The sequence below is a fragment of the Alphaproteobacteria bacterium genome (genome assembly GCA_016699305.1).
Taxonomy (GTDB): Bacteria; Pseudomonadota; Alphaproteobacteria.
Genome location: CP064970.1, coordinates 861,234 through 880,478 on the forward strand (window position 1 = coordinate 861,234; position 19,245 = coordinate 880,478).

General features: G+C 58.2%; 17 protein-coding genes. 7 read left to right on the forward strand and 10 right to left on the reverse strand.

The window, feature by feature from the left end:
* Positions 1 to 63 precede the first annotated feature (63 nt).
* From IPI58_04010 to IPI58_04030, 5 genes are all read right to left on the reverse strand, one after another.
* Positions 64 to 1,947 carry a SpoIIE family protein phosphatase gene (locus tag IPI58_04010; GenBank protein QQR69818.1) on the reverse strand — a complete coding sequence of 628 codons (1,884 nt, stop codon included), beginning with the start codon at positions 1,945 to 1,947 and terminating at the stop codon, positions 64 to 66.
* Entirely contained in the window at positions 1,937 to 2,275 is a 339-nt protein-coding gene (locus tag IPI58_04015; protein QQR69819.1) for an STAS domain-containing protein, read from the reverse strand. The genes IPI58_04010 and IPI58_04015 overlap by 11 nt, the downstream gene beginning before the upstream one ends.
* A gap of 21 nt (positions 2,276 to 2,296) precedes the next feature.
* On the reverse strand, positions 2,297 to 3,307 hold the full coding sequence (locus tag IPI58_04020; protein QQR69820.1) for a hypothetical protein: 1,011 nt from the start codon (positions 3,305 to 3,307) through the stop codon (positions 2,297 to 2,299).
* A 138-nt stretch (positions 3,308 to 3,445) separates the two neighbouring features.
* Positions 3,446 to 6,313, reverse strand: coding sequence for a response regulator (locus IPI58_04025; GenBank protein QQR69821.1), 2,868 nt, complete (start codon positions 6,311 to 6,313; stop codon positions 3,446 to 3,448).
* A gap of 190 nt (positions 6,314 to 6,503) precedes the next feature.
* The gene (locus IPI58_04030; GenBank protein ID QQR69822.1) at positions 6,504 to 7,709 is read right to left on the reverse strand and encodes a class I SAM-dependent rRNA methyltransferase; all 1,206 of its coding nucleotides are present in this window, start codon (positions 7,707 to 7,709) and stop codon (positions 6,504 to 6,506) included.
* Positions 7,710 to 7,822: 113 nt separating this feature from the next.
* On the opposite strand from IPI58_04030, the gene lpxD reads away from it, so the two are divergent.
* The 4 genes from lpxD (at position 7,823) to IPI58_04050 (ending at position 11,367) form a co-directional block, all read left to right on the forward strand.
* The gene (lpxD, locus tag IPI58_04035; protein QQR69823.1) at positions 7,823 to 8,932 is read left to right on the forward strand and encodes a UDP-3-O-(3-hydroxymyristoyl)glucosamine N-acyltransferase; all 1,110 of its coding nucleotides are present in this window, start codon (positions 7,823 to 7,825) and stop codon (positions 8,930 to 8,932) included.
* 51 nt (positions 8,933 to 8,983) lie between these two features.
* Positions 8,984 to 9,238 carry an acyl carrier protein gene (locus IPI58_04040; GenBank protein ID QQR69824.1) on the forward strand — a complete coding sequence of 85 codons (255 nt, stop codon included), beginning with the start codon at positions 8,984 to 8,986 and terminating at the stop codon, positions 9,236 to 9,238.
* Positions 9,239 to 9,271: 33 nt separating this feature from the next.
* Positions 9,272 to 10,495: a beta-ketoacyl-[acyl-carrier-protein] synthase family protein gene (locus IPI58_04045; GenBank protein QQR69825.1), complete on the forward strand. Its 1,224-nt coding sequence runs from the start codon at positions 9,272 to 9,274 to the stop codon at positions 10,493 to 10,495.
* A 197-nt stretch (positions 10,496 to 10,692) separates the two neighbouring features.
* Positions 10,693 to 11,367, forward strand: coding sequence for an exopolysaccharide biosynthesis protein (locus IPI58_04050; GenBank protein QQR69826.1), 675 nt, complete (start codon positions 10,693 to 10,695; stop codon positions 11,365 to 11,367).
* A gap of 14 nt (positions 11,368 to 11,381) precedes the next feature.
* Here the strand turns inward: IPI58_04050 and IPI58_04055 are convergent, their stop codons facing one another.
* Both IPI58_04055 and IPI58_04060 read right to left on the reverse strand, forming a co-directional pair.
* On the reverse strand, positions 11,382 to 11,738 hold the full coding sequence (locus tag IPI58_04055) for an iron-sulfur cluster assembly accessory protein (protein ID QQR69827.1): 357 nt from the start codon (positions 11,736 to 11,738) through the stop codon (positions 11,382 to 11,384).
* A 20-nt stretch (positions 11,739 to 11,758) separates the two neighbouring features.
* Complete coding sequence (locus tag IPI58_04060) at positions 11,759 to 12,151, reverse strand: DUF59 domain-containing protein (GenBank protein QQR69828.1); 393 nt, start codon at positions 12,149 to 12,151, stop codon at positions 11,759 to 11,761.
* Positions 12,152 to 12,289: 138 nt separating this feature from the next.
* Here IPI58_04060 and IPI58_04065 point away from each other — a divergent pair, with 138 nt between their 5' ends.
* A complete protein-coding gene (locus IPI58_04065; protein ID QQR69829.1) occupies positions 12,290 to 13,129 on the forward strand; it encodes a phosphoribosylaminoimidazolesuccinocarboxamide synthase in 840 nt (279 codons plus the stop codon).
* A gap of 469 nt (positions 13,130 to 13,598) precedes the next feature.
* Here the strand turns inward: IPI58_04065 and IPI58_04070 are convergent, their stop codons facing one another.
* Both IPI58_04070 and IPI58_04075 read right to left on the reverse strand, forming a co-directional pair.
* Positions 13,599 to 14,984, reverse strand: coding sequence for a tail fiber domain-containing protein (locus IPI58_04070; GenBank protein ID QQR70040.1), 1,386 nt, complete (start codon positions 14,982 to 14,984; stop codon positions 13,599 to 13,601).
* A 949-nt stretch (positions 14,985 to 15,933) separates the two neighbouring features.
* Positions 15,934 to 16,338, reverse strand: coding sequence for a hypothetical protein (locus IPI58_04075; protein ID QQR69830.1), 405 nt, complete (start codon positions 16,336 to 16,338; stop codon positions 15,934 to 15,936).
* 238 nt (positions 16,339 to 16,576) lie between these two features.
* On the opposite strand from IPI58_04075, the gene IPI58_04080 reads away from it, so the two are divergent.
* Both IPI58_04080 and IPI58_04085 read left to right on the forward strand, forming a co-directional pair.
* Positions 16,577 to 16,831 (forward strand): DUF2312 domain-containing protein, encoded by a 255-nt coding sequence (locus tag IPI58_04080; GenBank protein ID QQR69831.1) that lies wholly within the window; start codon positions 16,577 to 16,579, stop codon positions 16,829 to 16,831.
* A gap of 11 nt (positions 16,832 to 16,842) precedes the next feature.
* Positions 16,843 to 17,358, forward strand: a complete 516-nt coding sequence (locus IPI58_04085) for a flavin reductase family protein (protein ID QQR69832.1) — start codon at positions 16,843 to 16,845, stop codon at positions 17,356 to 17,358.
* Here IPI58_04085 and IPI58_04090 read toward each other — a convergent pair.
* Positions 17,316 to 19,187 carry an ABC transporter ATP-binding protein gene (locus tag IPI58_04090; GenBank protein ID QQR69833.1) on the reverse strand — a complete coding sequence of 624 codons (1,872 nt, stop codon included), beginning with the start codon at positions 19,185 to 19,187 and terminating at the stop codon, positions 17,316 to 17,318. The genes IPI58_04085 and IPI58_04090 overlap by 43 nt on opposite strands.
* Positions 19,188 to 19,245: the final 58 nt, after the last annotated feature.

Below are 19,245 nucleotides of genomic sequence, written 5' to 3' on the forward strand. Positions count from 1 at the left end.
CACGAGATGCAGCCATTTTCACGGACAGGGGCGGGCTGTGCCGGCGTCTATTGCCGACCATGCCTATTCATGTCGCAAACAAACCATGGTTAAATCGTCCTGGGGAGTCAGGTGAGCGCCGCCCAGCAACGAGTGGCCGAGCAGCGCATCTAGAACTGCCTGCGGCGTGGCGAAGGGATCTTGCCGGTCCAGCCATTGAGCCACCATGGCTGCGGTGGGATAGTCTCCGGTCTTCGTTCCGGTTTCCAGCAAAGCATCGCTATAGAGCAAAAGATACGATCCAGGAGGGAAAGCCGTTGTCTGGGAATGATATTGGCTATGCGGACGCATTCCCAGCGGCACTCCGCTGGCGTCCAGCGTACGCGTGGGCACAGAAGAAGAGATACGTAGCACGGGATCGGGCATTCCTGCCGCGGACCAATGCAGCGTATGGGCAGCGGTGTCCACCACCCCGTAGAACATGGCCACGAACTGCCCGGGATGCAGCATGTCGGCCAATTGCCGATTCAGCGAATCCAGCATGCGCGCCGGGTCGCGGCGAATAGTTGCACTCTCCAGGCGAATAAGCGTTTGCAGACGAAAGGCGTTGATGGCCGCGCCTACGCCATGGCCGCTGACATCCGCCAGAAACAGGCTGCACAAGCCGCCGGGGAGGGCTTCCACGCCCCACACATCTCCGGCCAGTTCCGAGCAGGGCTGGTACACGCCCTGCACCTGCACAGGCAAGACCTCGCCAATCGCTTGTATCTGTGAGGACGAAGGAAGAGCCTCGCACTGCATGGCGCGAGCCAAGTCCAGGTCGCGCGCCAAACGATCATGATAGGCGCGCAAGGTCCGAATCAACAGGCGTTTGGCCAAATGCACGCGCAATCGCGCGGTGAGTTCGGTATAATCAAGGGGCTTAGTGACATAATCCGTGGCCCCGCAGGCAAAGGCTTGCTGGCGTTCGCGCATCCCCGTGAAGGCCGTTTGCATCACCACCGGCAGATCGACAAGATGCATATCCTGACGGATACGACGGCAGACTTCGAATCCGTCTATGCCGGGCATGGCCACGTCCAGCAGCACCAGATCGACCGGCCCTGCCCCCAGCAACGCCAGGGCCTGCTCGCCGTCGCGCGCATGAGTGATGCGTGACCAACCCGCCTCGCGCAGAAACCGACCGATCATCTGCACGTTGGCGGCCACGTCGTCCACGACCACAATGTGGCAAGCGTCCAGATCCTCCTGCGAGACCAATCCATCTGAAGTCGAAACCAGACGGTGCGTCACGCGCTGCGTATCTTGATCGATCTGAGCCCCTAGGCGCGAAAATACCAAAATCACACGGCGCCGTGCCGGATCTATGACCAGGGCCTGCGTCAGGCTTTGCATCAGCCGCAAGCCATGTCCACCTAGACGCTGGCTGGCGTAGCAGGGATCGCAGCTTTTGGCACGTAAACGCTGCAGTCCTTCGCCTGTCCCTTCGTCTTGGATGGTCAAAGTGATGTCGTCCTCGGTCCAAGATGCCCGAATGATGACGCGACGTGCGGCCAGACGCGGATCGGCCAAACGCTCTTGGGCGTGCTGATGATAAAAATCCATAGCGGCTGGCGTCACACGCGTGGTTTCATCCATGTCCAAATTGCCGTGGAAGACGGCATTGCAGATAGCCTCATGCAAGGCCAGCTCCATATCGTCCACCACGCCGCCTGTCACATTTCCCAGTCTTTGGGCCAGCAATCCTGCCACTGCTCGTGCCAGAGAGCAGCGCCAAGCGCTGGCTGTGCTGACGATCAGGGTCAATCCGTCCTCGGTGATCTCCACACCTTGCATCGTGCTGGAGTCATGACCTTCGTAGGCCAGGCGCCAAGAGCCATTCGCTAATTCTGCCAAAGCCTCGTCCGTCACGGGAGGATCCAAACGTACGCAGCCGCTATAAAGCGAGAGAACAGCATTATCCGCCATGATGATCTTCCTCGCTCTCCGGTCCCAACACGATGTTCAAAAGGGTCTTGGCCGCTGCAATCTCCAGGGCGCGCCTAACCTGGCCGCGCGGGTGAATGATGGTCAGCTTGCCTTGGCGTGTAGCCGTTTCGTCGTGAAGAATAAGCAGCATGCCGATGGCCGAGGAATCCAGGAACTCCATCTCTGATACATTGATCTCAATCCGTAGCGCCCCGCCCCGCTCAATGTCGGTGCATAGATGGCGGAAGGCCGGATAATCCGCAAAGGTAAACCGATCTCGCAACCGAAGCCGGAGACCGTCGCCGTGTTGTTCTGTGTCGTAGCGCATGGCCGCAATCTTCCCCTTGTTCTAAAAGAGTTCCACGCTGCCCGAGGTGTCGGCCCCGGCCAGAGAGGATCCCCCCGATGGTGGGCAACCATCTTGCACAACCGCATCCAGAAACTGCCGGCGCAACTGCGATAGCTTGCACACTTCTGACAGACGCTCCAGCGTGCCGGAATCCAGAATAATTGCTCCGCTGCCCTCCGGGGCATATTGATAGGCTTGGCCTTGCATGGCGGCGATGGCCTCGCCCAGAACCCCCAACACCTCCACCACATGCCCCAGATGCTGACGCGCTCGGTCTTGAAATTGCATGTCGGTGATCATCTGCGCGACGGTGCTTGAGAACGCGCCGATACCCTCTTCCACATGCCGCACCATCTCGCCCAATTCCTCGCTTTGCTCCGCGAGCAGAGAATTCAGTTTTTTCAAGCGATCCTTGGATGCCAGATACGGCGACAGATCAATAGTGGCGATATCTTTCAGCATCTGCCTATTGCGTTCGACGCCATCGGCCACCACGCCGACATGCCGGGTGATGGACAGCGACAACTGGTTGGTCGAGCGCGACAGATCGCGCACCTCGTCCGCCACCACCTTAAAAGTCCTACCCGCCTTGCCCGCGCGTTGCGCCTCGATGGCGGCGTTCAAGGCCAAGAAATTGGTCTGACGGTTGATGCGTTGAATGCCGGTCATGGATGTTTTCACGTCATCCAGGGCCAGCACCACGTCATCCAGACCATAGACCATGGTCATGGCGTTCTTCGACAACAGATAGATCGACGAGATGATGTCATTGAGGAGCGTATCGGCCATATCGGTCACATCGCTCATACGGATGCGCTGGCCGTCATACTCAATGCCTCCCGCGATATCCAGAATCTTCTCGGTGCTTTGAATCTGCGTTTGGGCCGAGCTGGCCAGGCGCGTGAATTGCTCGCCCAGAGTGATGGCGCTTTTCTCGACAAAATCCGATACATCGCTTAACTCATGAGCCAACGCCATAAAGCTGCGTTTCTCCAGCTCCGATAATTCCATCCAGCGCCTTAGTATCTCGTGAACTGAGGCAGAAGCCGGCAAAGAAGGCGAGTCGTTCATCATGAAAGAGCCCATAGACAGACGAGGACATATACAACCTGAAGAATATATATTAATAAGAGGTTATCAATCTAGCGTTTAATTCTTCCCGCTAATTAGATGGGCGATTTTTCTTTGCAATTCCGGCAACAGAACTGGCTTAGATAAATAGTCGTTCATCCCAGCGCGTAAACATAGCTCTCGGTCGCCCTGCATGGCCTTGGCCGTCAGGGCAAGGATGGGAATAGGGGAAAGCCTCTGCTCGGCCTCCTGACTACGAAGTTGCCGCGTGACATCAAGCCCAGTCAGATGCGGCATGTTAATATCCATCACGATCAGGGAAGGCCGCGCACACCGGATAGCCTCCAAAGCCTCGTGACCGTTGCTGGCATTAACGCTTGCCAAGTTCATCCGATGCAGCACCTGCCGGACGATTTTTTGTGAAAACGGATCATCATCGACCACCAGCACATAATCCTGCGGCGGCGCACTAGCACAAGACTCATTCGCATCCACGCCCCTGTCATCCACTTTCCGTGTGGATTTGATCTGTACAGGCTGACCGTGCAAACCGGACAAGACTTGGCACAAAGATGTGGGCAGAACAGGCTTAACAATCACAGGCCCTTGTTCTGCCTTTGTAGCTTGCGCATCGCCAGATGCCACCATCATCACCACAGGAGGACAAAAACCTTCCTCGAACAATGGGATCAAACGTTGAATCAAGGTCTGTCTATTCAACAAACCATGCGCATCGTCGACCAGAACGGCATCCACCCGTGCGCCGTCTCGAGAATCCCGTCCAAGGCCATCTATCAAAGAATCGCACGACAGGGCGAATCGCGTTTCGACCCCCAGGTCGCTTAGCATGTCGCCTAGAATCTCATGGGAAAACGGATAGGCATGGAGAACCCATACGCGCGCCGCCGATGGTGAGGTCAGCGGCCATTCAGGCACGTCGGCAGCCTGAACAGCCGCGACCATGAACGGCACGCGCGCCGCAAATTGACTGCCGCCGTCTTGCACACTGTAAAACTCCACCCCACCCCCCATCATCTCCGCCAGTCTCTTGACCAGCGTCAGGCCCAGACCCGTGCCACCATAGACGCGCGTGATCGAACTGTCGGCTTGCACGAATTTCTCAAACAAAAGAGGTTGCTTATCTTCAGGTATACCAATGCCGGTGTCATGAACAGCAAAGCGGAACATGCTGCGTCCATCCCCGACCACCATCTCAGGCAAACGGCGCACCTCCAGCAGGACATGCCCCTTATCTGTGAATTTGATGGCATTGCTCAGCAGATTACTGACGATCTGCCGCAGTCGCACCACATCGCCCACCAGCACATCCGGCACATCTGCCCCAAGGGATATAAGGAACTCCAGACGCTTTTGACTGACCGCCAGGCGATGCGTCGCCACCAGATCAGCAACGATCCCCCTCAAGGAAAAAGCCAGATTCTCAAGATTCATACGCCCGGATTCGACCTTGGCGATATCAAGAATGTCATTGATAATATCCAAGAGATGCTGCGACGAATCCAAGATCGTGCGACAATATTCCAACGAATTCGGCTCTTGAATATTCATCTCCAGCAATTGTGCCATGCCCATGATGCTGTTAAGTGGCGTGCGAATCTCGTGGCTCATATTCGCCAGGAATTCGCTCTTAGTGCGGTTGGCCGTTTCAGCCTCGTCGCGGGCCGCCACCAAAGCCTGCTGGCGCTGGCGGTCTTCGGTCACATCGCGGGTTATAGTCACGATCACCACATCCGCGCCGGGCAAAACGATGCGTGAGCCGTGTAAATCGAGAAGGCGTTTTATTGCGCCCGACCGCAAAGTCACTTCACGCAAGGCGGATGAAGAGCCTTGCTCCAACACACGCTCATGCTCGGCGCGCAGGAAGACGGCATCCTCATCGATCAAATAATTTTCGGGATGATCGCCGGCCAATAAACTCCCCAAAGGAAGCCCTAGAAATACACACAAGGCATCGTTGCAATCCCTGAGGCTGTAATCGGCATTACGGATCAACACCGGATCGGGCAAATGCCGCAAGATAATCTGGAAGCAGCGTTGCGCATATTCCGCACGGCTTCTCTCATCTTCCAACTGCCCTTCGCGCGCAAGCAAGGCCGAGGCCGTATTCTTAGCCATGGAGCAAACGCGGCCATGCGCTGCCAGCGCCAGCGCAATAATCCCCCAAACCAACAGGCCGACCACAAACGACACGACCAGATACACGCCATCCATCCCTTGGAGAATGGTTCTATGGTCGAAGGCCTTGGTGGAGATAAAGGAAATATCCCAGCGCCACCCCATGGCCTGTATACGGCGATGCGTGGCGAAACGCCCTATCACGCTGCGTGGGGGCGTCTGCCGCCCATCCAGCGTCTCGAAAAAAGGCTGTCCTGCATTCTCCATGCGCGCTGTCATCAGTATCTGGTGGATGCGCGGGATTGTCTGATCCTGTAGCAAACGCCGAGCATCAACCAGCAAGGCCACGCAATCTGGAAAGCCATCCCCCACTGGTTCCACATACAGCATCAGGCCAGGATGCTGCTTGGGCACGATCTCATAACCCATCGCCGCGATCCCGCATCTAGCCTTGCTCCGAATTTCCTCAACAAGTTGATCGGTCACGCCAAATTCATCCGGCATAGGGCTGCCCAGCCTCGTCCAGAACGGTCTTTCCCCGATGACGCCTGCGGCCAACCATTCGGGAGAATGTTCACGGCTGTTAAAACTGTCAAAAAAACTCTTCCAAGAACCCGATGTAACCGGGGGAACGATTCGCGCCACGCCGCGCAGCGATTCCAAGATCGTCTGGTAGGTTTCGAGATGATCGCTCAGCGACTCTACGGTTTCGTTTACCTCGTACTCGAAAAGAGCGTTCGCGGAGTCCACGGCCTTGCCATGTTGTTGCTGCAAAAATAGGCCAAGTCCCAGCATCAACGCCAAAAGCAAGGCTCCGCTGATGATCCAACTCCGAGGCCATATATATGATGAGCCAGATGGCATGCCATGAGACAAAACTGATATATCCCCTTTTCCTTTGCGCGGATTCCATGACCGCGCCTTTGAACTTCAGGGGATATGCTAGTGAGACATGGTTTAAGAAGGCATGACGCGAATGCATGCGCCTGTATGCATTCTATCAATCCAAGGCAAAGAGAAGTCCTTTGAGATAGGCGGATTCAGGTAATTGCGGGTGTACGGGATGATCCATCCCTGCCCCCGTCTGGCGCAATAAGCGGGCTTGGCGTCCGGCGTCATGCAGGCCCCGCGCGGCCTGCTCCAAGAGCAGCTCGGGTGGCACATGATGGCTGCACGAGGCCAGAAACAAAAAGCCGCCGGGCGAGACCAGCATCGCGCATAACCGCGTCAGTTTGCGATAACCGCGCGCGCCGGCGTTCAAATCCTTGCGGCTGCGTACGAAGGCGGGCGGATCGGCGCTGACCATCTCAAAGCGCACCCCAGCGGCAAAGGCCTGTTCCAGATAGTCGAAAGCCTCGGCCTTGATGAACTGGCAGTGTCCCGACACGTCGTTGCGAACAGCGTTGCCGTTGGCCAGTTCCACCGCATGGGCCGAGGCGTCCACCCCGACCACCCGTGCCGCGCCCATTCGGGCCGCCGTCACCCCAAAGCCGCCCGCGAAGCTGTAGAGGTCCAATAGCGTGCGGCCCTTGGCCATACGGGCCACCAAGGCGCGGTTGTCGCGTTGATCGAAGAACCATCCGGTTTTCTGGCCGTCTTGCGGATCGACGCGGAAATGGCCGCCATTCTCTTCGATCTCAAGATCGGCGGGAATCTGCCCAAAGGCCATGCGCTCTTCTTCTTCCAGCCCCTCCAGCCGTGAGACGGGCGAGTCGTTACGCCAGATCATGGCTTGGGGACTGACAAGGTCTTGCACCGCCGCCTCGATCTGAGGGGCCAGCAGCCTCATGGTGGCGGTGTTGGCTTGGCCCACGATGACCGAGCCATAACGATCCAGCACAAGCCCCGGCAAGGAATCGGCCTCGGCATGGACCCAGCGGTAATAGGGCGTATCGAACAAGGTTTCGCGTAGTGCCAAGGCCGCCGCCAGTCGCACTCGCACAAAATCACGATCCACGCAGGCCCCCGGATCGGGGGTCAAGCGGCGCGCCGCGATCAGGCTGTGCGGATTGAAACCCGCCACGCCCAAAGCCTCGCCCCCCGCCGCCGCCAAGCGCACCAACCCGCCCGGCGGCAAAGCCTTGGCTGGCGCGTCCATCTCGATCTCGTTGGAATACAGCCACGGATGCCCCGCCACCAAGCGCTTGTGGCCGCCCTGACGCAACCGCAGGACCGGATAAGAAGGGGAAGATGTCAATGGAGCCATCGGATGAGAGCCTGTCCGCAAGAAGCTGTGGGGAATGAGCTGGAATTGGTGTATGACATAAACCGGTCCGGCGTCCACCGCCCTATCCGTCACATCCCGTCGAAAAAGGTCTCATGTCCTCCGCACTTTCCCTTGCACACATCGCCAAGGCCCTCGATGCGGCCTGGACAGGCGACGGCGCATTGACCATTCGCCGCCCCGTCCATCCGGCGGCAGCCCAGACCCCCGATGACCTGGCCGTGGCCATGGCCGATGATCTTCTGCCCCTGCTGGCGGAATGTCCTGCCCAATCCGCCATGGTGCATGAGAGCGCCAAGGATCGTCCCGAGCTGGCCAAGATGAAGGCCGTGATCTTCGTCGCGCGTCCGCGCCTGGCTTTATCGGGATTGACCCAGCTTTTTGCCCTGACGCCCTACGCTTTGCCGGGCATTCACCCTTCTGCCATTGTGGACGCCACTGCCCAAATCGGCCAAGACGTGTCCATCGGGCCAGGCTGTTATGTCGGGCCGGGGGCTGTGATCGGCGAGCGCGCCGTTCTGTTGTCCCAGATCAGCATCGGGCGCGACGCCCAGCTTGGCCCCGATGGCCTGGTGCATCCGGGTGTGCGCGTTGGCGAGCGGGTGCGTATCGGCGCGCGCGTCATCATCCATGCCAATGCCGTGATCGGCGCGGATGGATTCAGCTTTGTCACGCCCGAGGCGGGCAGCGTGGAAACCGCCAAGGCCACCGGTACAGTGCAGGCGACCAATACACGGCTTTTGCGTATCGCTTCTCTGGGCACCGTGGTGATCGGCGACGATGTCGAGATCGGCGCCAATGCCTGCATCGATCGCGGCACCCTGGCCGATACGGTGATCGGCAACGCCACCAAAATCGACAATCTGGTTCAGATTGGCCACAATGTCCGCATCGGCGACACATGCATGATCTGCGGCCAATCGGGTATCGCGGGCAGCACGGTCATCGGCGACCGGGTGGTCATCGGCGGCGGTTCCGGCCTTGCGGATCATCTCAAAGTTGGTAACGATGCCGTTCTAATGGGCGGATCACGGGTTGGCGGTCATATCGCCGCGCAAACCGTCGTGGTCGGCTATCCCGCCATGCCGCGCGACAAGGCTTTGCAGCAATTGATCGATCTGCGACGCTTGCATACGCTCTTCGAGAAAGTATCTGATATGGAACAAAGAGTACAGCGACTTGAGCCGCCGCCGGAAAAAGGCTAGCAAGAGTACCTGCCCTTTGGGGCGCAGTGTCTGACAACAGGATCAGGAACGATGAGCAACATCACAGATGACATTTTGGATATCGTGGCGTCCAAGGCCATGGTGGACCGTGCCAAGCTTTTGCCCGAGGCGAAGCTGACCGATCTGCAAATCAGTTCGCTGGACGTTGTGGAAATCGTCTTCGCGCTGGAAGATAAGTTCGGCATCCAAATTCCCTTCAACGCCAACGACTCCAAGGTCGAGTTTCAAACGGTGGGCGAGGTGATCTCCGCCGTGGAGAAACTGGTTGCCGCCAAAAAGGCCTAAGCCTGGGCCGTCATTGATAAAGGATCATGCGGGATGAGCGAATCCGTCGTCGTCACCGGCCTTGGCGTTGTGTCGCCCTTGGGCCTTGATGTGCCGTCTTTTTGGTCGGCATTGACGGCTGGCCGCTGCGCCATCGGCCCTATCCGTAACATCAATACCGAAGGGCTGACCAACGCCGTCGCCGCCGAAATCCACGACTTTGACCCTGCCAAGCATTTCGATCCGCGCAAACTGCCTTTGCTGGACAGATTCAGCCAGATGGCCGTGGTGGCCGCGCGCGAGGCAGTGGCCCAATCCGGCCTGCCGCTTGGCCAATCCGATTTGGCCGAGCAAACCGCGTGCATCATGGGCACGGGCGTGGGCGGCCAAACGACGTTGGAAGAATCCTATACCAAGCTGATGACCAGCGACCGGCCCAATGTGCGGGTGCATCCCTTTACCGTGCCACGTTTGATGGCCAATGCCGCCGGCAGCCAGATCAGCATGGATATGGGCATCACGGGGCCGGGCTTTACGGTGGCCAGCGCCTGCGCGTCATCGACCCACGCCATCGGCGTCGCGTATCAGATGGTCCGCTCGGGCGCGGTCCGCGCGGCGGTGACGGGCGGGTCCGAGGCTTGCTTGACCTTTGGCACGCTCAAGGGCTGGGAAGCTTTGCGCGTCATGGCCCCCGACACCTGCCGCCCGTTCTCGACCGGCCGCGCCGGGATGGTGCTGGGCGAAGGCGCGGCGGTCGTCGTGTTAGAGCGAGAAAGCGATGCCAAGGCGCGCGGCGCGCATATTCTGGCGCATCTGGCCGGTTTCGGCATGAGTTCGGACGCGCGCGACATCACCACGCCCGACGCCAATGGCTCGACCCGCGCCATGCGTTTGGCCCTGCGCGACGCCGGACTGAACCCGCAGGACGTGGACCATATCAACGCCCACGGCACCGGCACGCGCCTGAACGACACCACCGAATCCGCCGCCATGCATATGGTGTTCGAGGCTCATACGAAGAACATCGCCGTCTCGGCCTGCAAATCCTCGTTCGGTCACGCCTTGGGCGGTGCCGGCGCGCTGGAATTCATCGCCACGGTCATGGCCCTGCGCGAGGGCGTGGCACCGCCGACGCTGGGTTTCCAAGGGCCAGACCCCGAATGCGATTTGGATATCGTGGCCAACGAGGCGCGTCCCATGCCCGGCATGAAGACCGCCCTGTCCAATTCCTTCGCCTTCGGCGGCCTGAACGCGGTATTGGCCCTGCGCCGCTATTAGGCCACTATGGCTGATCCAAGGCCATCGGCCAGGGCAGATGATGATCCCTCGCATAAAGTCTAGGATATGCAAAAAGATCCTTTCAAAACTTGAACATCAGCACCACATTAAACGGAGGGTGTTCTGTATGCCGACAGATACCGATTTTATTAAATCCGACACGGAAATGCTGGGATAGAGCGCACAAGGTGGTAGTCTTGGCGTCGCCCTATCATCCGACCGATCTAGAAAGTCCCATCATGCCATTGACGCCCTATAGCGACAGGCCGCAGACAGTTTTTGATACGTTGCGGATGATTGCGCATGACTCGCCCGATGAGAGAATCAGCGTCGAGGCATTTTCCAAAGGGCTGGGGCGACGCGGCTATGGCATCTTGATGGTCACGCTGAACTTGCCCAATCTGATCCCCTTGCCCTTGCCGCTGTTGTCGTTCATTTTTGGTTTGCCCTTGGCCTTGGTGGCGCTGCAATTGCTGCTGGGGCGCGAAAACCCCTGGATTCCTCCCTTCCTTCTCCGCCGTGGCATCCGTAAGCAGGAAATTTTGTATGTGTGCGACCAAGCCGAGGCGCGCTATGGCCGCTTCCATCGGTGGATTCATCCGCGCCTTCCTGCCCTTACGCGCCGATGGGGCGTAAGGGTCATCGGCTTTGCCATTTGCCTGTTGGCTTCCATGATGGTGTTGCCGATTCCGTTTGGCAATCTGGTGCTGGCGATCCCCATTGCGATCCTGTCGCTGGGCTTGATCGAGCGTGACGGGCTTTTTGTGATCCTGGGATTGGTGCTGGGCGTGGCCGGACTCTTCTTCAATCTGCTGCTCGGCTCATCCATTCTCTATGGCATGCTCGTGGCCACGCAGCATCTGTTTGGCTAGACAGCGCCGCCTTCTTATCCCCCCGCCACCGAGAAGCTTTCCCCGCAGCCGCATTTTCCGGTCTCATTCGGGTTGAGAAAGACAAAACCGGCACGCAGCTTGTCTTCTTTCCAGTCCATGGTGGTCCCGATGAGGTACAAACTGGCCGCAGGGTCCAGGGCAATGCGTGCGCCGTGGCATTCCACCACATCGGCATGGGGGGGAATCTGATCCACATAGGTCATCGTATAGGACAAACCCGAACATCCCTTATTTCCCACGCCTAGCAGCAAGGCCGTCGCGGGCGGGTCGCGCCTCGCCAGCAATTCGGCCACGCGGCGGGCAGCGGTTTCGGTGACAATGATGGGCGGCGGTAAAGCGGGGCTTGGCATGATGGGGGGAATCCTTCTTCTTAAAACATATTCAGGCTAAGGCGCGCTTCGTCCGACATGCGGGCAGGGGTCCAGGGAGGATCCCAAACCAAGGCCACCTGACTGGCGGCCACCCCCTCTACCGTGAGCGAGGCTTGACGGACCATCTCGGGCATCTCACCCGCCACGGGACAGCCGGGTGCCGTCAGAGTCATGGTGATCGACACGTTCTGGCCCTGGCCATCCGCGCTGGGGGATAGGTCTATGCCGTAAATCAAACCCAAATCATAGATATTGACCGGGATTTCCGGGTCGCGCACGGTTTTGAGCGCCGTGATGATCGACTCGCGCAGGCCTAATCCCTCCGTCCCCTCAGAGGGCGGAGTTATGGCGGCATTTTGTTCCGCAGTCGCTGTATTCTTATCTAACTGCATGATTTGTCTTCAATCTTAAATAGGACTATATATAGTCCTATTACGCGGGGATTGCTTCGTCAAGCCTAGCAACGTTATGATACAATCTCAAGGGCCGCGCGCCCTCGGCTTGACCCTTTATGCGAGAAACGACCGATTATGATCCGCCGCCGCCGCATCTATGAGGGCAAGTCCAAAGTTCTGTTCGAAGGCCCCGAGCCGGGTACCTTGATCCAGTATTTCAAGGACGATGCCACGGCGCTGAACGATCAGAAAAAGGGCACCGTGACGGGCAAGGGCGTCCTGAACAACCGCATTTCCGAATTCCTGATGATGCGCTTGAGCGATATCGGCGTGCCGACGCATTTCGTGCGCCGTTTGAACATGCGCGAACAGATCATCCGCCGGTTAGAGATGATCCCCATCGAGGTGGTGGTGCGCAACGCCGCCGCCGGATCTTTCGCCCGCCGCTTTGGCATCGAGGAGGGCACGGCCCTGCCGCGCTCGGTGGTGGAGTTTTATTATAAATCGCCCGAGCTGGGCGATCCGATGGTCTCGGACGAGCATATCACCGCCTTTGGCTGGGCGGGCGCGCATGAGGTGGACGAGTTCATGTCCCTGGCCTTGCGGGTGAATGATTACCTGATGGGGCATTTCCTGGGCGCGGGGCTGCGACTGATCGATTTTCGCATGGAGTTTGGCCGCCTATGGGACGCCGACGACATGCAGATCATGCTGGGCGATGAAATCAGTCCCGATACCTGCCGTCTATGGGACGTAACCAGCGGCGAGCGACTTGATAAAGACCGATTCAGCCGCGACCTGGGCCGCGTGGCCGAGGCGTATCAAGAGGTGGCGCGCCGCCTGGGCGTGCTGCGCGATATTCCCGAAACCGAGCTGGATAAAACCGACGCAGAGCCCGAAGCCGCCGCCCCCGACGGAACGCCCCCCACGCCTGTCGTGAATGCCCCCATTTCCTTTAGGATCGGGCGCAAATAGCGCGCGTTCTTTGCCTCGCAAAAGAAGCTTTCCGCGATGATCTCTTGAAACGCTTGGGAGGCGTCTGCCTGTTATACTCAGTTCGATTAATTTCCCCATCAGCCTGTATGGGAGTGATATGTCAGGACCATCAGTTCCATCGTCAAGGATAGGAGATGGACCCTCGCCTTCGCGAGGATGACTCCCGTGACAAGGGAAAGAACGGGATTTTCACAAGCATTCAACGCTTTTTGTGATACCAACCTCTCAACGAGTCATGCCCGCGCAGGCGGGCATCCATCACTTGTCATTCCCGCCTGTGCTGAATTTCAGACACTTCAACCTGTATGGAAATAATATGGCCTGACTATAGCGCCCCTATAAGGGCACCTCAAGAAAAAGCCCCGCGCCTATGTCCCGACCGTAGAAGGCGAGGAGGCGCGGGGCCGTTTGAGCATCACGGCGGGAAGAAAACCCCTCCGCCACAGACTTACTGCGCGGCGGGAGCCTCCAGCTTTTCAAGACGCGCACGCAGGGCATCGTTTTCCTCCTTTATCTGACGCAAGGCCTCGATGATCGGCGCAACAAGGTTGCCATATTGCACACCCTTCATGCCGTCCTTGCCCGTGGTGGTGACCAATTCCGGAAACACCTTTTCCACGTCTTGGGCAATCAAGCCCACGCCCGGCTTGCCGTCTTTCTTCCAGTTAAAAGTGTCGCCGCGGATCTGCAACAGCTTATCCAACGCCCCCTCGATCGGCTTAATATCGGTTTTGAGCCGGGCATCGGAATTGTAGATGAATTCGACAGCTGTCCAGCGTGTCGCCGTACCGGCACCAGCTACATTAAAGACAGGATTGGTTACGTCAGGATTTAGAGGATCAGCATCCGACACGGAGATCACGGCCAATGTGTCGCCTGCTCCGCGAAAGAACTTCCACGCTCCACCACTAAAGTCGCTCGTCGTATTTGCATTGACCGTTTGTAACGCTCCACCTCTGATGGACAAAGAGAAACCAGATCCATCATTCTGCGTGACTTCCTTGATATTAGACAAATTATTGTTATTCATGTCCAATGTCGTGAACATCCTATTATATTCCGGAATACCTATATTCAATCGTGCCAACCAGGGAGAAGACGTATCTATATCCGGCGACATTTGGACTCGCGCGGCCATATGGCCCGCATTAAAAGCCAAAGGAGACCAATTCGACGTCACGTCTTCAATCCATGCAGCACCCGTGCCACACGCACGGTTAGCTAGGCACTGGCCAAAGGGCTGGCTATACATAAAACCGCCCTCAGATCCCAGCATGGCGGAGATGGTGCCGCCCTGCTTATCCTCAATCAATTCACGGTCTGCAACAGGCACCACAGGGTCTGGTTGCGTTACCACCATAAAACGCCAGCGGAATGTGGCATTGTCTGTTGGAAGCAACGCTGGACTGGTCTGTAGTCGCTGAGCCACCACACGATAGCGTTGCCCGGTGTATCCCCCCGAATACGGGAACACATTGGTAGCCCCACCCGGAGAATTAGGCAAGAATCCACCGCCGATTAACGTCCGATCAGGGATTGAACCCGTCGCCGGACCAATGACAATCTCTCGAACCGCACCCGGAGCGAGCAAAGACGGAGTTCTGGCCCAACTGCCGCCAGGAGTGCTTGGATTGGCCGCCCCGGCCAAGAATGTGCGTGTCGCTTCAATGATCTGACGAATATTGTCCGCCTCCTGCTTGGCGCGCAATTGTTGCTGGCCGCTGGCGATGAGACCCCATATACCTGCGAATAACAGGCCCGCGATAGCCAGAACGATGGCCAGTTCCACCAGCGTAAAACCGGACTGGGATGTGATGGAGTGTGTCTTACGCATGGGATTAACCTCCGAAGGAGACGATGGCAACGGAACCCGCTGGTGCAGCTGCGGCACCAGGGGGAAGCGGATAGATGATATATGTGCCCGAGCCTACTGTATAATTAGTCGGCGTCATAAATCTTACCCTAAGGCAATTACGCGTGCCGCGTATGGCAGCCGGCAGGCAAGCCGATGTGTTCTCTCCGGGCAAGCATGCGCGGACGCAGTTCGCTGAAGTTGCCGCCTCAACAATTCCCACAGAAGACAATAGCCCCCCCGCCTTTTGCAGCTGCCCTGAGAGCTCTGCCTGGGTCAGACCCCATAGGTATATTGCTCCATCCGAGACGGAGCTACTGGCTGGAGGAGGAGCCACCCATGTGGCGACAACGCGCCGTGCATCCGTCGGGTCGCCCGGGTTATAGCGGTACACAGCACTATTCCATTTACGATTCAGTTCGTCTGGGATACCCAATGCTAGATTGCGCCCACAATTCGGTGCCGGAACCGGGCTACCGCACATGAAATTCACAAGCCTTGAGTCGCTCAAGCCGCCATATATTGCCGGCGTCGCGATCACGTCTGTGGAAGATGCCCCCAATAGCGGAGTATTTTGCGCAAAACTGACCACCGCCCGGTGCCAAACCACCATGGCCTTGCCCGCAGGCGCCTGGTTATTTGGACGCCCCAGAGGCCACAGCCACACCTCAAAGAAGGCAGCGATAATCGCCAGCAAGACGTAGAGGTAGAAGAAAAGCCACATGACGCCCTAGCCTGTTGGTGTTCAACTTCTGCCGGCATCCCACTGCCCGGCAACACACAAAGTGAATTGGAACGATTCGCTCATGCTACACCGGATAATAACTCGCATTAATCAGACAACGCAAACTCTTAGGGCCATGCCATTTCTCTCAACACGCTCACCCGCAAAGATATAACGAGAAATCTGGCCCCAGAGCTGCATTTCAGCTTATTGAACTGCCTTAGGACTCATGTACAAGCCACAAATCAGCTGACATGCATCACCTTGCTGTTTAACGCAACAAACTCCCCAGCTCGCCAGCTTCTGTTGATTAAGCACATAATCTCCTCCGCCTGGCACAGCACAATTCTCAAAGTCCCCAGAACTACGGAACTCTGACAACATGTTCTTCTTTGCTCTAAAGCGTTCACGCATACACTCATTCGCAGATGATATAATTTGCCGAGATTGCCGTGATAAATTCGAGCAAGTAACCTTTTGTTTGCACGCACCATTCATCATCAAAATCGGACTCTCATTAAACGGCGCTTCATCTCTTACCGGCACGGCCATGGCTCCGGCTAGGGGGAGCGTCAGGAGGGCCAAGGCCAGGGCCATGATGCGCAAGAGCATAAGAGTTCCCCTTAAGCGAGAGTGAGCGATTGAGAGGCAGGACGATTCGATAACCTATCCAGGATATCAATATCCTACACAATTGTGAAGAGAGTATGACCAAGATCGACCGAGGAATGATCAAAGACCGAGACTTTAAGGCAAGCGGGGGCCTTGCCCGTTGCGGCTTCATGGCGTAGCCTCGCGCGGCGCGGTTCCGGTCGGGGCCGTTCCAAGGCATGGCGGGGGCACGAATCCAGTGACGAGTAATGTAAAATCGGCCGCAGTCGGCGCGGCGCAATTGAAAAGCGTGATTGAACGGATCGAACGCCTGGAAGACGAAAAAGCCGAGGTGGCCGCCCAGGTGCGCGAGGTGTATTCCGAAGCCAAAGGCAACGGGTTTGACGCTCGCATCTTGCGGCAGTTGGTGCGTTTGCGCCGCCTGGACCCCTCGGCGCGGGCCGAGCAAGAGGCCTTGTTAGACTTATATAAATCCGCATTGGGCATGGAATAGGCGCACGAAACATGTCTGCTGACCTTGTTTCCCCCTCTTCCGACGCGTTTCGGGATGTTTTGGCGCGTTTGGCGGGCGGCGTGGCGGTGATGGCCACATGTACCGGCTCGGATGCGCCCATCGGGGTGACCGTCAGCGCTCTATGCTCTGTGTCGCTCGAGCCGCCCTTGGTGCTGACCTGTTTGGCGCATACGGCCAGCGTCTATTCCGCTTTCCGTGCTTGCGATTCATGGGGGATCAGCCTGCTTTCGGCCGAGCAATCCGCTCTATCCGACCGGTTTGCCCAACGCGGCGGACAAGATTGGGACGGGGTGGCGCTGCATCCTTCGGCCACTGGCGTGCCGTTGCTGGCAGGGGCATTGGGTTGGATCGAATGCCGCCGTCACGCCCGGCACGAGGCCGGCGACCATGATATTTTCGTGGGCCATGTCCTGGCTTTGGCCTTGGGGACCGATGCGCCCGCCTTGATCTGGTACCAGCGCGGCTATTCGCGCGCCGTCTCGCTTTCTTCGTCAATGACGCGCTGAGCGGGGACCGTCAGGACCTGATCGGCATCGTCCGGTTCCGCCGGTAAATTCTGCCCGTCTTCTTGCAAGAACCCTCCCGATTGTCGCCGCCATAGGCCGGCATAGATTCCGCCTTTGGCCAGCAATTGGGCATGGGTGCCGTCCTCGACGATGCCGCCTTGGTCCAACACCACCAGGCGATCCAAATGCATGATGGTGCTTAGGCGATGGGCGATCGCCACCACGGTGCGGCCTTGCATGGCCAGTTTCAGGGAATCTTGGATCGCGGCTTCCGACTCGCTGTCCAGGGCCGAGGTGGCCTCGTCCAGAATCAGGATTGGCGCGTCTTTCAGTAACGCGCGCGCCACCGCCAGACGCTGACGCTGCCCGCCTGATAGCTTCACGCCGCGCTCGCCCACCATGCTGTCATAGCCTTGGGGCAGTTTGTCGATGAATTCATGCGCATGCGCGGCATGTGCCGCATGGCGGATATCAGCCTCGCTGGCGCTGGGACGTCCATAACCGATATTCTCGCGCAAGCTGCGGTGAAACAAGGTGGTGTCTTGCGGGATCAAGGCGATCTGGCCGCGCAGACTTTCTTGCGTCACGCCGCGAATATCCTGCCCATCGATCAAGATGCGTCCACCGCTGACGTCATACAGGCGCAGCAGCAAGGACACCAAGGTGCTTTTCCCCACGCCGCTGGCCCCCACCAGGCCCAGCTTTTGCCCGGCAGGGATCGTCAGGCGCATTCCATCGAACACCACGGCCCCGTCGGGATATGCGAAGCGCAGGTCTTCCAGGCGAATCTCGCCGCCCTTGATCTCTAATCCCCGCGCACCGGGCGCATCCGGCATTTCGTGCGGGATGATCAGCATGCGCGTGGCCTCGCGCGCTGCGCCGTAATTGTCGATCACTTCCGATAACGCCTCGCCCAAGTTCCAAATCTGCTTGGATAGAATGGTCACCAATCCCACCATCATCACCACGTCGCCCGTGGTCATCCGGCCCTCTTGCCAAGCCCACAGCGCGCCCGTGAACATCCCCAGCCACAGCACGATATCCAGGATATATTGCCCCACGCGCATGCTGGCATAGGCCAGAAAGACTTGTCGGCGGCGGTATTTCTCGTCCTCGACATAGCCGCCCAGATAGGCGTCTTCCTGGGCATGATGGGCAAAGGTGATCAGGTTACGGATATTGGCGATGGCGTCCACGATGCGGCCCGTGACCGCCGTCTTGGCCGTGTTGTGGTCCTCCGAGCGGATCGCGCAATAACGGGCGCGCCATGCGCAAAAACCAATATAGACCACCGCCCACAGGCAAATCCCGACCACGAATCCCCATCCGGCCTGCATCATCAAAACGCCGGTGACGGCCAAGGTGGCCAGTGTCGGAAAGAAATCCCAGGCGGCAAGCTCGTATAACTTCATCAGCTGTTCGGGCAGCAGCATCACTTTATGCGCGATCTTGCCCGAAAGCTCGTCATCGAACCATCCATTGGCATGACGCTGGACATGGGCAAATACGGCGCGGCGCATCCGCGCCAGCAACGGAAAGCGCAGATGATAGGCCACGAACCATTGCACGAAGGTCAACGCAAACCGCACCAGCAGAATGCCGACGAATAGGGCCAAGGGCGGCGTCAAAACCGTCCAGACGCGATCGGCATGCGGAGTCAGCGTCCCCAAGGCGTCGATGATCTGTTTGGTGGCATAGGTCAATGACGCATACAGCGATTGCGACAGAAGGGGGATCAGGATGAATCCCATCGCCAGCAACGGAGTCTGCCGCGCGAAATGAATCAGCATCGGTAGGGGCTTGTTCGGAAAAGGCAAAGAGTCGGTCATAGGGCACCTGAAAATTTATGATCTGCCAGTCTATCATGCCCAAGACGCCAAGGCCGGG